The 12,952-nt window shown below is 71.3% G+C and carries 12 protein-coding genes; 5 read left to right on the top strand and 7 right to left on the bottom strand.

From position 1 onward, the window contains the following. Positions 1-9: 9 nt before the first annotated feature. A complete protein-coding gene (locus BM236_RS13880) occupies positions 10-1,545 on the bottom strand; it encodes a hypothetical protein (protein ID WP_091124866.1) in 1,536 nt (511 codons plus the stop codon). Between the two features lie 202 nt (positions 1,546-1,747). Between BM236_RS13880 and BM236_RS13885 the strand changes: the two genes are divergently transcribed. Beyond that, positions 1,748-2,383 carry a UdgX family uracil-DNA binding protein gene (locus BM236_RS13885; protein ID WP_091124869.1) on the top strand — a complete coding sequence of 212 codons (636 nt, stop codon included), beginning with the start codon at positions 1,748-1,750 and terminating at the stop codon, positions 2,381-2,383. Between the two features lie 45 nt (positions 2,384-2,428). Further along, complete coding sequence (locus BM236_RS13890; protein ID WP_091124871.1) at positions 2,429-3,271, top strand: SMP-30/gluconolactonase/LRE family protein; 843 nt, start codon at positions 2,429-2,431, stop codon at positions 3,269-3,271. A 77-nt stretch (positions 3,272-3,348) separates the two neighbouring features. Here the strand turns inward: BM236_RS13890 and BM236_RS19045 are convergent, their stop codons facing one another. Beyond that, complete coding sequence (locus tag BM236_RS19045) at positions 3,349-3,492, bottom strand: GPGG-motif small membrane protein (protein ID WP_175507691.1); 144 nt, start codon at positions 3,490-3,492, stop codon at positions 3,349-3,351. A 79-nt stretch (positions 3,493-3,571) separates the two neighbouring features. Further along, positions 3,572-4,000, bottom strand: a complete 429-nt coding sequence (locus BM236_RS13895; protein WP_091124873.1) for a DUF5709 domain-containing protein — start codon at positions 3,998-4,000, stop codon at positions 3,572-3,574. Between the two features lie 129 nt (positions 4,001-4,129). Here BM236_RS13895 and xylB point away from each other — a divergent pair, with 129 nt between their 5' ends. Genes xylB through BM236_RS13910 form a run of 3 tightly spaced genes read left to right on the top strand, consistent with a single transcriptional unit; the run spans position 4,130 to position 7,888 of the window. Continuing rightward, a complete protein-coding gene (gene xylB / locus BM236_RS13900; protein ID WP_091124875.1) occupies positions 4,130-5,515 on the top strand; it encodes a xylulokinase in 1,386 nt (461 codons plus the stop codon). Continuing rightward, positions 5,512-6,678, top strand: coding sequence for a xylose isomerase (gene xylA, locus BM236_RS13905; protein WP_091124877.1), 1,167 nt, complete (start codon positions 5,512-5,514; stop codon positions 6,676-6,678). Before xylB ends, xylA begins: the two co-directional genes overlap by 4 nt. Positions 6,679-6,694: 16 nt before the next feature. Then, the gene (locus BM236_RS13910; protein ID WP_091124879.1) at positions 6,695-7,888 is read left to right on the top strand and encodes an ROK family transcriptional regulator; all 1,194 of its coding nucleotides are present in this window, start codon (positions 6,695-6,697) and stop codon (positions 7,886-7,888) included. A gap of 27 nt (positions 7,889-7,915) precedes the next feature. Here the strand turns inward: BM236_RS13910 and BM236_RS13915 are convergent, their stop codons facing one another. From BM236_RS13915 to BM236_RS13930, 4 genes are all read right to left on the bottom strand, one after another. After that, complete coding sequence (locus BM236_RS13915) at positions 7,916-9,154, bottom strand: ROK family transcriptional regulator (protein WP_091124882.1); 1,239 nt, start codon at positions 9,152-9,154, stop codon at positions 7,916-7,918. Positions 9,155-9,185: 31 nt separating this feature from the next. Further along, positions 9,186-10,475 (bottom strand): sugar ABC transporter permease, encoded by a 1,290-nt coding sequence (locus BM236_RS13920; RefSeq protein WP_091124884.1) that lies wholly within the window; start codon positions 10,473-10,475, stop codon positions 9,186-9,188. A 29-nt stretch (positions 10,476-10,504) separates the two neighbouring features. Further along, positions 10,505-11,281: an ATP-binding cassette domain-containing protein gene (locus tag BM236_RS13925; protein ID WP_091124886.1), complete on the bottom strand. Its 777-nt coding sequence runs from the start codon at positions 11,279-11,281 to the stop codon at positions 10,505-10,507. 392 nt (positions 11,282-11,673) lie between these two features. Then, positions 11,674-12,759, bottom strand: a complete 1,086-nt coding sequence (locus BM236_RS13930) for a sugar ABC transporter substrate-binding protein (protein ID WP_217645346.1) — start codon at positions 12,757-12,759, stop codon at positions 11,674-11,676. Between the last annotated feature and the right edge of the window lie 193 nt (positions 12,760-12,952).

Genomic DNA, 12,952 nt, shown 5'->3' on the forward strand with positions numbered 1-12,952 from the left:
GGTTCTGGGCTAGTGCTTGTGCTTCTTGTGCGTCGCCTTCTTCGCGGCCTTCTTGGCCTTGACGAGCACCGCTTTCTGCTTCTTGAGCTGCTTCTTGAGCTTGGCGACCTTCTTGGCCAGCTTCTTGGCGGCAGCCTTGTCGTGCGCTGCCTTGGCCGCGCGGGCCTCGGCCTTCGCCCGGGCGATCGCGGACAACGTCCTGGTGACCTTCACCTGGGCGTTGGCGACCTTCTGCTGCGCCGGGGTCAGGTGGACGACGGGAGCGGGCGGCGTCGGCTGGGTGACCGGCGGCGCCGGCGGGGTCGGCGTCGGGTCGGTCACGACGGGCTGCGCGACCCACGGCAGGGCGATGGGCTCGACCGCGTAGGTCGCCTCCTCCGCGCTGTCGTAGCCGTAGCTGACGGCGTACGCCTTCGTGTCCGAGAAGACGACGTCACTGATCGTGCCCCGGTCGGAGTAGGTGTAGAGCAGCTCGTCCTGCGGCTTCGCCGGGTCGAAGGCGAAGGTCCCGCTGTAGCCCACGCCGATGACCTTGGCTCCGTCGGGCGACATCTGCAGGTGGTCCGGGTACTCGCCGCCGAGGGCGCCGGAAGCAGCTTCCCCGCCGTTGGCGGGGAAGACCTCGAGGTTGGTCGCAGGCAGCTCGTTGTCCTGGTCGTACACGGCCTCGCCGACGTAGACCGCGCCGGCGTCGTCAGCGGTCATGGAAACCGGTTCGTGGGCGAGCGAGGCCCGGGTGACGCTCTGCGAGGCGACGTGCCACAACACGTTCGTCGTCGTGCCGTCGCCTGAGTACACGCGACCGGCGACGGAGAGCACCGGGGTGCCGTCCATGTCGCTCACCGCGAGGAGGCCGACGTCACCGGTCACGTCGTCGTCGTAGTCCTCGTTGTCGTGGGTGGCGGCCTCGTCCTCGGTCAGCAGCGGGATGACCGGGCTCGTGGACAAGTCAGTGCCCCAGTCCGCGACCGGGCCCGTCTGCACCACGGGCATGTAGTCGTCGGCGCCACCGACGACGAGCGTGCTGCCGTTGAGGGCCAGCGTCTGGGCCTCCGAGAAGCCGTCCAGGGCGGTCGCGGTCGGGTCGCTGCTGTCGCTGGGGATCGTCCAGAGCATCCCGTCGACGGACTCGGCGTTGCCGAACTCGTCCTGCTGCTCGCGGTAGCCGCCGGCGTAGACCGTGCCGTCGGGGCCGACGATGGTGGTGTCGACCTGGGTCTCGACCTGGTCGACGGTGGTCCGCTCCGTCGGAAGCGCCAGGGTCTTCTCGGTGACGTTCCCGTTGCTCGTGTCGACCGTGTCGAGGACGTAGGTCTCGCTGTCGTCCTGGCCGTAGACGGTGCCGAGGGCGTAGACGAAGGCGCCGTCGGCGGACAGGGTGGTCGCGACGGGGTTGTCGAAGCCGAGCTGCCACGGCGTGGCCGTGGGCTCGGCGTGGGCGGGCGCGGTGGCCAGGGCCAGGCCGCTGGTCATCACCGCGGCGGCGGCGAGGGCCGGCAGGAGCCGGCGGGGGCGAGGGGCTCGCGAGCTGCGAGACGTGATCATCGGGTGTCCTCCGTGGAATCGGGTGGCAGCCCAGAGCTGCCTGTCGCTGATTGTTCGGTCGTGATGCCTAGGACCCCTGTCCGCGACAGGACGTGGCCGCCTTCGGCCAGCAAGTCGGGTACAAGGTCCCGGCCCACGGCGACGTGAGCCGGCGGGACCTTGGGTACGGGAGCAGTCAGCCGACCGACGAGAGGGGCGACCCGTGGCCGAGAGCGCCGAGGCGTGGGTCCCTGATGAGCCGTCGCTCGACCGGATCAGGGCTGCGCTGCCGGCCTGCCGGGGCTGCGAGCTCTACGCACCCGCGACCCAGGCGGTCGGAGGAGCAGGGGCGGCGGACGCCGACCTGATGGTGGTCGGCGAGCAGCCGGGTGACCACGAGGACCGCGAGGGCCGCCCCTTCGTCGGACCGGCAGGCACGCTCCTGGACCGGGCGCTCGCCGACGCGGGAATCGACCCGGGACGGGTCTACACCACCAACGTCGTCAAGCACTTCCGCTTCACCACCCGGGGCAAGCGGCGCATCCACGAGTCGCCCGGCCGTGAGCACATCGCCGCATGCCTGCCCTGGCTCGAGGCGGAGCTCGCCGCCGTCCGGCCGACCGGCGTCGTGCTGCTGGGCGGGACCGCCGGCAAGGCGATCTACGGCTCGAGGTTCAAGGTCGGGGAGCGACGCGGCGTGCTGGCCGACTGGCCGCTCGAGTCCGAGGTCGCACCGTCGTGGGTGCTCGCGACCACCCATCCCTCGGCGGTGCTTCGTGCCCGCGACGCACGCGAGGCGGCGTACGACGGCCTCGTCGCCGACCTGCGGGTCGCGGCCGAGGCCATGGCCGGTCTCTGAGACGGCGCCCCGATGACCGGCCCGCGAACGCACTAGGGTCCCCGGATGACCGATCGCGAGTGGCTCGGCGACCCGACCGTCTTCCACGGCGAGGGAGCGTTCTGGGATCCGTCCATCGACGGGCTCCGCTACGTCGACATGCTGCGGGGGGACATCCACACCCTGCGCGACGGAGAGCCGTCGCGCTCGCACGTCGGCGACGTGGCCGCGGTGATCAGGCGGCGAGAGGCGGGCGGCTACATCGTCGCGGTCGAGAGGGGCTTCCTCCTGCTCGACGCCGAGCTCCGGGTGGAGCAGGAGATCCCGGTCTTCGACGACCCGGAGATCCGCATGAACGAGGGCGGCTGCGACCCCGCTGGACGGTTCTACTGCGGTTCGACCGCCTACGACGAGCGGCCGGGCGGCGGCGCGCTCTACCGGCTCGACCCCGACCTCGGCGTCCACGTCGTTCGGGAGGGCGTCACGCTCCCCAACGGGCTGGTCTGGTCGCCCGACGGCACGACGGCGTTCCACGCCGACAGCGCCGAGCAGAGGATCTACGCCTACGACGTCGACCCGGTGACAGGAGACTTCGGCGAGCAGCGGGTCCACGTCGAGCTCGGGTCGGGGAGTCCCGACGGCGTCGCGATCGACGAGGAGGGCGGCCTGTGGGTGGCGGTCTGGTCGGGCGGCCACGTGCGCCGCTTCGACGCCTCCGGCGCGCTGAGCGAGACTGTCGACGTCGGCGTCACGAACCCGACGTCGTGCGCCTTCGGCGGAGCCGACGGCCGCACCCTGTTCGTCACGTCGTCGAAGAAGGGCCTCGAGGCACCCGAGGAGCACGCGGGCCAGGTGCTCGCCGTACGTGTCCGTGTCCGGGGTGCCGCCGTGCACGCCTTCAGGGGCTGAGGCGCCTGAGCCGGACGTGCGAGAGGCCCCGCCGTCAGGCGGGGCCTCTCGTGTGTCCAGGCGCGATCAGGCGCTCGTCACGTGAAGATGCTGACGCCACCCGGCCCGACGAGCAGGCCGACGATGATCAGCACGACGCCCCACAGGATCTGCCCGCGGACCAGGCTCACAATGCCCGCCACGACCAGAATGACCGCGAGGATCCACAACAGAAACGCCATCGTTCCCTCCTGAGTCATTGCCCCACGAGAACGTGGGGCTTCGGCGCATAGGTAACCGGCCGGAGCCGCTGTCATGCCTCTAGCGGTTGTCCCACTCCTCGTCAGGCACGACGTGCATGGCCGCCTCCTCGGCTGACGCCGCCGCGCCGTCGATGCCGACGTCCTGGCCGACCATGTCCTTCTCGCTGTCCTCGCCGCCGCCCTGGTCAGGGTCGACGAGCCGTCCGGCCCGGACGTCCCCGACCTCGCCGTCGCCGTCCTCCTCGTCGGTCCAGCCGTCCTCGGTGTAGGGGTCCTCCTCCGGGACCTCCTGGCGGACGCGCTGGTCGAGCGTCTCGCCGTGCGCCTCCTCCCAGGGGGTGTTGCCGTAGTCGGGGGAGTAGCGCTCGGGCGGGGAGTAGCCGCGGTCGAGCTCGTCCTTGAGGTCCTCCGTGCCGTCGGGCTCGGCGCCCGGCTGGTCCTCGTCGTCGACGCTGTAGTCGCCGTACGACTCGCGCTCTTCGGTCATGGCCTGTCCTCTCGTCGGTGCAGCCTCTACCGAGTGCTGTGACCATCATGTCTCCGGACATGCGTCATGGCGAGAGCCGGCGGACAGCACCTGTTGACTTTTGTTTGAGTCTCGTACTTAATAGGTGATGTGACGCTCGTGCTTGGCGTGGACTCCTCCACGCAGTCCACCAAGGCCCTCCTGATCGATGCCGCTGACGGCACCGTGGTCGAGCAGCGCAGCACGCCCCACCCGGCCGGCACCGAGGTCGACCCGCGGGCCTGGCTCGCCGCGTTCGACGAGGCTGCCGGCCCGCTGCTCGAGCGCGCCGAGGCCCTCTCCGTCGGTGGCCAGCAGCACGGCATGGTGGCGCTCGACGCGGCCGGTGAGCCGGTGCGCGACGCGCTCTTGTGGAACGACACCCGCTCGGCCGAGGAGGCCGGGGACCTGATCGAGGAGCTCGGTGGCCCGCAGGCCTGTGCCGACGCGATCGGCTCGGTCATGGTCGCGTCCTTCACCGCCTCCAAGCTCCGCTGGGTCCGCGACCACGAGCCGGATCACGCCGCGCGAGTCGCCCAGGTGCTCCTTCCGCACGACTACGTCTCCCGGCACGCCGCCGCTCCAGGGACCGCCCCGTTCACCGACCGCGGCGACGCGTCGGGCACCGGCTACTTCGCGACCTCGACGGGCGAGTGGCGCCCCGACCTCGCCGCCTCCGCCATCGGCCACGAGATCGCGCTGCCGCGCCTGGTGGAGCCGGGCACGGCCGGTGCCGAGACCGCCGCCGGGGTCCTCATCGCCGGCGGCAGCGGCGACAACGCGGCCGCTGCGCTCGGCATGGGCCTCGAGACCGGCGACGTGCTCGTCTCCATCGGCACCTCGGGTGTCGCCTCCGCGATCAGCGCCGTCCCGGTCGCCGATGGCTCCGGCGCGGTCACCGGCTTCGCCGACGCCGCCCACGGGTTCCTGCCGCTGGTCGCCACCGTCAACGCCGCCCAGATCCTCGACCTCCAGGCCCGCTGGCTCGGCGTCGACCATGCCGAGCTCGCCGAGCTCGCGCTGGCCGCGCCCGCCCGTTCCAACGGCGTGTCCTTCCTGCCCTACTACGGCGGCGAGCGCACCCCGAACCGTCCCGACGCCACCGGCGTGTGGACCGGCCTGACGCCGCGCACCACGCGCGAGGACCTCGCCCGCGCCGCCTTCGAGGCGCTGCTCTGCTCTCTTGCCGACGCCGTCGACCTCCTCGTGAAGGCGACCGGCGCGGAGCCGCGGCGCATCCTCATGGTCGGCGGCGCGACCAGGTCGGCCGCCGTACGCGCCCTGGCGCCGGCCATCCTCGGCCGGCCCGTCGTCCTCCCGCCGTCGGGCGAGTACGTCGCCCGCGGTGCCGCCCGGCAGGCCGCCTGGGCGCTCACCGGCGAGCTGCCGGACTGGCCGCTGCCCGACACGGAGACCCTCGAGGCGGACCCGACCCCAGGCGTGCGCGACGCGTACGCCGCACTGCGAGACTCAACGAAGAGAGAGGCACGAGCATGACCATCGAGATCCCCACCCCCCAGCCGGAGGACAAGTTCTCCTTCGGTCTGTGGACCGTCGGCTGGCAGGGCGTCGACCCGTTCGGCGGCGCCACCCGGCCGCCGATGGACACCGTCCACGCGCTGGAGAAGCTCGCCGAGCTCGGTGCGTACGGCGTGAACTTCCACGACGACGACGTCATCCCGTTCGGCAGCGACGACGCGACCCGCGACAAGATCATCGAGCGGTTCAAGAAGGGCCTGGCCGACACCGGGCTGGCCGTCACCACCGCGACCACCAACCTGTTCAGCCACCCGGTCTTCAAGGCCGGCGGCTTCACCAACAACAACCGCGAGATCCGCCGCTTCGCGATCCGCAAGGTGATGCGCAACATCGACCTCGCCGCCGAGCTCGGCGCCAAGGTCTACGTCGCGTGGGGCGGTCGCGAGGGTGCCGAGTTCGGCGCCTCGCAGGACACCGCCGTCGCGCTCGACCGGATGAAGGAGGCCTTCGACCTCCTCGGCCAGTACGTCACCGACAAGGGCTACGACCTCCGGTTCGCGATCGAGCCGAAGCCCAACGAGCCCCGCGGCGACATCCTGCTCCCGACGATCGGCCACGCGCTCGCGTTCATCAACGAGCTCGAGCGTCCCGAGCTCGTCGGCGTGAACCCGGAGATCGGGCACGAGGAGATGGCCGGCATGAACGCGGCCGCCGGGTACGCCCAGGCGCTGTGGCAGGGCAAGCTCTACCACATCGACCTCAACGGCCAGAACGGCCCGAAGTACGACCAGGACCTGCGCTTCGGCGCCGGCAACGCCCGCGGCGCGTTCTGGGTGGTCGACACCCTGCTCGCCGGCGGCTACGACGGTCCGGTCCACTTCGACTACAAGCCCTCGCGCATCGAGGACGAGAACGGCGTGTGGGTCACGGCTGCGGCCAACATGCGCAACTACCTCATCCTGCGCGAGAAGGTGAAGGCGTTCCGCGCCGACCCCGAGGTCCAGGCCGCGCTCGAGGCCGCCAAGCTCCCCGAGCTGGCCCAGCCGACGCTCTCCGCCGGCGAGGGCTGGGAGCAGTTCCTCGAGTGGGAGCTCCCCGACCCCGAGGTCCTCGCCGCCCAGGGCGCGGCGGTCGAGAAGCTCGACCAGCTCGCGCTCGAGCACCTGTACGGCGTTCGCTGAGCCGTATCTCCAGCGCATGACGACGACCGCCGACCGCGCCGCGAGCCCCGGCTCCACCGAGGGGCTCCGGCGGCGGAACACGTCGATCGTGCTGCGCAGCCTGCGCCAGCTCGGCCCGGCCACCCGGGCCGAGCTGGCCAAGCGCACCGGCCTCGCCAAGGCCACCGTCGGGGTGATCGTCGCCGGGCTCGAGGCCGCCGGCGCCGTGACCGAGATCGAGCGCTCCGGGTCGGTCGCGGCCGTTCGGGGTCGCCCGGGCACCCCCGTCTCGCTCTCCGGCCACCGCTTCCTCGGCATCGGCCTGGAGCTCAACGTCGACTACGTCGCCGTCGCGGTGCTCGACCTCTCGGGTCAGACGCGGCTGAGCGCCACCCGTCCGGTCGCCGCACCCGGTGACGTCACCGCCCTCCTCGAGCTGGCCGCCTGGGCGCGGGGCCAGGTCTCCGGCAACGGCGAGATCCTCGTCGGCGGCACGGTCGCGGTTCCCGGACTCGTCCGCGGCGACAACCGCACCATCGACTGGGCGCCCAACATCGGCCTCTCCGGAGCCGGCCTCGCCGAGGACGTCGAGGCGGTCCTCGGCTGCCCGGTCGCCGTGCTCAACGACGCCAACTGCGCGGCGTACGCCGAGGCCCACCACGGTGCGGCCACCGACACCGACCACGCGCTCTACCTGACCGGGACCGTCGGCATCGGCGCCGGCATCGTCGACCGCGGCGACCTGATCCGCGGTGCGGTCGGCTTCGCCGGGGAGGTCGGCCACATGCCGATCGGCGACTCGACCGCGCTGTGCGGCTGCGGCCGGCGCGGCTGCTGGGAGGCCTCGATCGGCCTCTACGCCGTGCTCGCCAAGGTCGGACTCCCCGAGCTGTCCACCCCGCTCGCCACCGCCGCTGCGGTCGCCGCCGCGGCCGCCTCCGACCCCCGCGTCACGGCCGCGCTCGAGGAGGTCGGGCGCGACGTCGGCCTCGGCGTCGCGATGCTCACGTCCGTGCTCGACCCGGCCGTCGTCGTCCTGGGTGGCTACTTCGTCCCTCTGGGAGAGCTCGTCCTCGCGCCCGCCCGCGCGGCGCTCGACGCGCGGCTGGCATCGGCCGCGCAGCACCGCCCGGAGCTGCGGCTCTCCACGCTCGGCATCGAGGCGGCCGCGATGGGCGCCGCCGAGCAGTCCTTCGCCGACGTGTTCTCCGGCGACCTCGAGCTGGTCTGAGCGCCGAGCCGGCGCGAGCTGGATCGCTCAGCCGGCGAGGCGAGCGGGTACGTCGAGCAGCGCGGTGCCGATCGATGCGACCGGGTCGACGAGGAGCGGGTCGAGCGCGGCCTCGGCCGCGCCGAGCAGCACCGAGTCGTCGCCGAGCGACGGGACGGTGAGCGTGACCGAGTCGAGCGCGGCGGGCAGTGCGGCGCAGGTGAGGCCGTCGAGGATCTCGTCGCGCACCAACGGATGGACGTCGCTGAAGTAGCCTCCGAGCACGACGAGCTGGGGGTTGAACGCGTTGATGATCGACGCGAGTCCGCGTCCGATGTCGCCGCCGATGCGGCGCAGCTCCGGCGAGGCCTCGGTCAGCTGACGCAGGTGCTGGGGCAGCTGGGCGACGTCTTCGAGCGCGCTGCCGATGGCGGCGGCGATGGCGGGGCCGCCGACCGCCGTCTCCCAGCAGCCGGTGCTGCCGCAGTGGCAGGGGGGCCCGGTCGGGTCGAAGCGGAGGTGCCCGATCTCGCCGGCGTACCCGCCGACGCCCTCGAGCGGGTGGCCGCCGGTGATGATGCCGGCACCGACGCCGACCTGGCCGGAGATGTAGACGAGGTCGTCGACGCCGACGCCGGCCCCGCGCTCGTGCTCGGCCAGCGCGCCGAGGTTGGCGTCGTTGGCGACCATGACCGGGATGTCGACGCCCAACGCGGCGAGCACGACCGAGCTGAACGACACGTCGTGCCACTCGAGGTTGGGGGCGAGCCGGATCAGGCCGTCGGTGCGGCGCACCATGCCCGGAACGGCGATGCCGATCCCGACGAGCGGAGCGCTCGACGAGGCGTCGGTGACCACCTTGCGGATGAGGGTGGCCACGGCGGCCCCGACCTGCCAGGCCTCGGCCAGCCCCGCGGTGGAGGCGTGGGCGCGCTGCTGGATCGCGCCACCCAGACCGACGCGGGCGACCGTCGCGTGGTCGACCCTGAGGTCGACCGCGATCACGTAGGGCCCGGTGGCGGCGAGACGCACGCCGGTCGACGGCCGACCGGCGCCCTGTCGCTCTCCGGCCGAGACCGTCGCGGGTCCGGTCCGCTCGGTGATCCCGAGGGTCTCGAGCTCGGCGGTGAGGGCTGCGATGGTGGAGCGGTTCAGGCCCATCCGGCGGGTCAGCTCTGCGCGTGAGAGCTGACCCGCGCGGTGGACGTGGCGCAGCACCGTCCCGAGATTGTGACGGCGGACGGCCTCCTGGTTGGTGCCCGTCCCGACCCGCCGCGGCGCTTGCATCGTGATGCCTTCCTTTGTCTCCGTCGACGCCTCAGACGCCCGAGGCCGAACGGCGACGGCGGGAGATCGCGTCGACGCTCGCGGCGACCAGGAGCACGCCACCGGTGACGAGGAAGTTGATGTAGCTCGCCTGGTTGAGCAGGCCGAGTCCGTTGGCGACGGTCGCGATCACGACGCCACCGATGACGGCGTCGACAGCACGCCCGCGACCACCGAAGAGCGACACGCCACCGATGACCGCCGCGCCGACGGCGTACAGCAGGACGTTGCCGCCGCCCGAGCCGGGGGAGACCTTGCCGGAGTACGACGCCGACAGGATGCCGCTGATCGCCGCCATGGAGGAGCAGATCACGAAGGCGCTGATCTTCATCATGCCGACGTTGATGCCGGCGCGTCGGGCGGCCTCGGCGTTGCCGCCGACCGCGTAGAGGTGCCGGCCGTAGGACGTGCGGGTCAGGACGAACGTCCAGAAGAGCAGCAGCACGGCCACGACCGGAAGCACCCACGGGATTCCGTGGATCGGGAAGACCGGGTTGAGCGACCGGTTGGTGTTGAGCAGGGCGGTCACGCCCAGGATGATCGCGGCGAAGACGACGATCTTGATGACCACCAGCACCAGCGGGTCATGGGCGAGGCCCTTGGCGACCTGGACGCGGTGCCGGTTGTAGGACAGTGCGGCGAACGCGATGACCAGCACCACGGCGGCGATCCAGCCGGCCGTGACCGGGACGTTCTTGATGGTGAGACCGCGGATGACGTCGTCGTCGATGCCGATCGAGCCGCCCTGGCCGATCAGCTTGAGGTTGACACCCTGCAGGGCCAGGAAGAATGCCAGGGTCACCACGAAGGACGGGATACCGAGGTTGGCCACGAGCAGGCCGATGGCGACGCCGATGACGGCGCCGGCCGCGATGCCGGCGAGCGCAGCAACCCACCAGGGCTGTCCGTGGTCGGTCATCGCGAGACCGACGATCGCTGCGGACACGCCGCCGGCGACACCCGCGGAGAGGTCGATCTCGCCGATGAGCAGCACGAAGACGAGGCCCATCGCGAGCACGCAGATGGAGCCGGACTGGGTGATGAGGTTGGCGAGGTTCAGCGTCGAGAGGAACTTGTCGTTCGCCAGGCTGAAGATGATGAAGAGGACGAGCAGTCCGAAGATGGCGGGCAGCGAGCCCATGTCGCCGCCGCGGACGCGGTTGGCGTAGGAGCGGACGGCGTCGCCGAGCGTGGCGGCCTGCTGGTTGTCACCGGAGAAGTCGCTGTTGGCGACGCGCGAGCCGGCGGGCGGCGGCGTGGTGTCGGGGGAGTTGACGGTCATGAGAGGTCTCCTGCGTGAGTCGCGGGCGGTCAGACGGCAGCGGTCTCGGGGTTCTCGGCGATGCCGAGGCTCCCCGACCGGCCGGCGGTGATGAGCTCGACCACCTGCTGGTGGGTGACGTCCTTCGTGGGTACGTCGGCGGCAACCCGGCCGAGGTAGAGCGCGGTGATCCGGTCGGCGACCTCGAACACGTCACCCATGTTGTGGGAGATCAGCACGACGCCGAGGCCGCGGTCGGCGAGCCGGCGTACGAGGTCGAGGACCTGCCGCGTCTGGGCGACGCCGAGGGCCGCGGTCGGCTCGTCGAGCAGCACGATCTTGGAGTTCCAGAGGACCGCCTTGGCGATGGCGACGGTCTGGCGCTGGCCACCGGAGAGGCTGGCGACGCTCTGGCGGACCGACTTCACGGTGCGCACGGAGAGCGAGGCGAGGGTCTCGCGGGCGCGCGACTCCATCGTGACCTCGTCGAGGGCGAGGCCCTTCTTGGCCTCGCGACCGAGGAACATGTTCTCGACGATGTCGAGGTTGTCGCACAGGGCGAGGTCCTGGTAGACGACCTCGACGCCGAGGTCGGCGACGTCCTTCGGGTTGTGCGCGGCGACGGGCTCGCCGTCGAACAGGTAGTCGCCGGAGTCGCGGCCGTAGATGCCGGCGATGATCTTGACGAGGGTGGACTTGCCGGCGCCGTTGTCACCGACGAGCGCCGTGACCTGACCGGGGTAGACGGCGAAGTCGACGTCGTGGAGGACGTGGACCACACCGAAGCTCTTGTTGACACCGCGGAGCTCGAGCAGCGGCTGCGTCATGGGAGACCTTCTTCATGGAGTTGGTGGTTCGCCGCAACCGGGCAGTTGCGGGTGCCGGCCGGGTCGTCTCGCGGACGTGGTTCGGGCGTCCGGAGCCGACCCGCTCGGCGTGGTGATCAGGAGCTGCCGGCGTCGGTCGGAGCTGCCTGGTTGGCGGTCACGGCGCGTCCTGACCCGTCGGGGACGGGCCGCTCGCCGACCTTTCACGTGGCTGAAGGCCCGCCCGAGGGGCGAGGCCGGAGAACTGCCGAGACCTTTGTTGTTCGGGGCAACTTATCCGTTGCTGGCGGTCGGGACCAGCGGACTCGCGACCGTGGTCAGCTGGGAGCCGCCTACGGGTCCGGCCGACCCGACCGCGCGAGCGGTCGGGTCGGCCTGTGCCGAGCGACAGGTCAGCTGATGCCGGCCTTGGTGCACAAGTCGGCGAACTTGCCCGAGCAGACGTCGGAAGCCTTCTGGCCACCGTCGTCGATGACAGCCTTCACGTTGTCCTTGGTGATGGCCTGCGGGTCGAGCAGGATCGACGGGACGTCGCGACCGCTGGTGCTGTCCTTGGTCGTGCCCGTGGTCTGCGCCTCGTCACCCTTGGTGAGGGCGATCGCGGCCTCGGCCAGCGCGCCGGCCTCCTGCTTGGCGGACTTGTAGACCGTCATGCACTGCGTGCCCGCGAGGACGTTCTGCAGACCCTCGACGGTGGCGTCCTGGCCGGTGACCGGGACCTTGCCGGCAGCGCCGTTCTTCTCGAGGATCGAGATGGCCGACCCACCGAGGCCGTCGTTGGCGGCGAGGACGCCGTCGACCTTGCCGCCGGCGGCGGTGTAGAGCTGCTCGAAGATCGTCACGGCCTGGTCGTTGTCCCAGTCCGGAACGGCCTGCTCGCCGACCTTCTTGTAGGTGCTGATCTTGTCGAGGACGCTGTGCGCGCCCTGGGCGAAGAGCGTCGCGTTGTTGTCCGTCGGCGAACCGTTGAGGTAGACGATGTTCGCCGGCTTGTCGCCGAGGCAGTCCGCCAGGCCCTGGCCCTGCAGCTCGCCGACCTTGGTGTTGTCGAACGAGACGTAGTAGTCAGCCGAGCCGCCGAGGGTGAGGCGGTCGTAGTCGATGGTCTTGACGCCCTGCGAGGCAGCCTTCTCCTCGATGGCCTTGCCCGAGTCGGAGTCGAGGTTGACGATCGCCAGGACGGTGACGCCGGACGCGATCATGCTGTCCGCGATCTGCGTCATCTTGTCGGCGTCGCCCTCGGCGTTCTGGATGTCCGAGTCGACACCGGCGGCGTCGAACGCAGCCTTGAGCGCCGGACGGTCCGCGGTCTCCCAGCGCACCGAGGACTCGGTGTCGGGGAGGATGACGCCGACCTTGCCCTTGGCGGGCTTCGACGACGACGACTTGCTGTCGCTGCCGGAGTTGTCGTCGCTGCTGCCACAGGCGCTCAGCGACAGAGCGGCGCCGAGGGCGCCGACGAGGACCAAGCTGTGCATTCGCTTCACGCGAACCGCCTCCTTGCGGGGTGGGGCCTGCCGTGCTTCCTCGGGCAGCACGCCTGGTGGCGTGCTGGAATCACGGTGGGGCCGTTTGTTGTCCGCGGCAACTTATCGAGGTGACAGCGGTCACGTCTAGACGCGTATCCATGTTGTTGGCCGAATCGTTATCAACCGGACGAACTCGACGGAT

The organism is Nocardioides terrae (assembly GCF_900112345.1).
GTDB lineage: Bacteria > Actinomycetota > Actinomycetes > Propionibacteriales > Nocardioidaceae > Nocardioides > Nocardioides terrae.

Bases quoted from the DNA above. Each gene is read 5' to 3' on its own strand.
- BM236_RS13880 (WP_091124866.1), bottom strand. From the start codon at position 1,545: ATGATCACGTCTCGCAGCTCGCGAGCCCCTCGCCCCCGCCGGCTCCTG.
- BM236_RS13925 (WP_091124886.1), bottom strand. From the start codon at position 11,281: ATGACGCAGCCGCTGCTCGAGCTCCGCGGTGTCAACAAGAGCTTCGGT.
- BM236_RS13915 (WP_091124882.1), bottom strand. From the start codon at position 9,154: ATGCAAGCGCCGCGGCGGGTCGGGACGGGCACCAACCAGGAGGCCGTC.
- BM236_RS13895 (WP_091124873.1), bottom strand. From the start codon at position 4,000: ATGACCGAAGAGCGCGAGTCGTACGGCGACTACAGCGTCGACGACGAG.
- BM236_RS13910 (WP_091124879.1), top strand. From the start codon at position 6,695: ATGACGACGACCGCCGACCGCGCCGCGAGCCCCGGCTCCACCGAGGGG.
- BM236_RS13890 (WP_091124871.1), top strand. From the start codon at position 2,429: ATGACCGATCGCGAGTGGCTCGGCGACCCGACCGTCTTCCACGGCGAG.
- xylA (WP_091124877.1), top strand. From the start codon at position 5,512: ATGACCATCGAGATCCCCACCCCCCAGCCGGAGGACAAGTTCTCCTTC.
- BM236_RS19045 (WP_175507691.1), bottom strand. From the start codon at position 3,492: ATGGCGTTTCTGTTGTGGATCCTCGCGGTCATTCTGGTCGTGGCGGGC.
- BM236_RS13930 (WP_217645346.1), bottom strand. From the start codon at position 12,759: ATGCACAGCTTGGTCCTCGTCGGCGCCCTCGGCGCCGCTCTGTCGCTG.
- BM236_RS13920 (WP_091124884.1), bottom strand. From the start codon at position 10,475: ATGACCGTCAACTCCCCCGACACCACGCCGCCGCCCGCCGGCTCGCGC.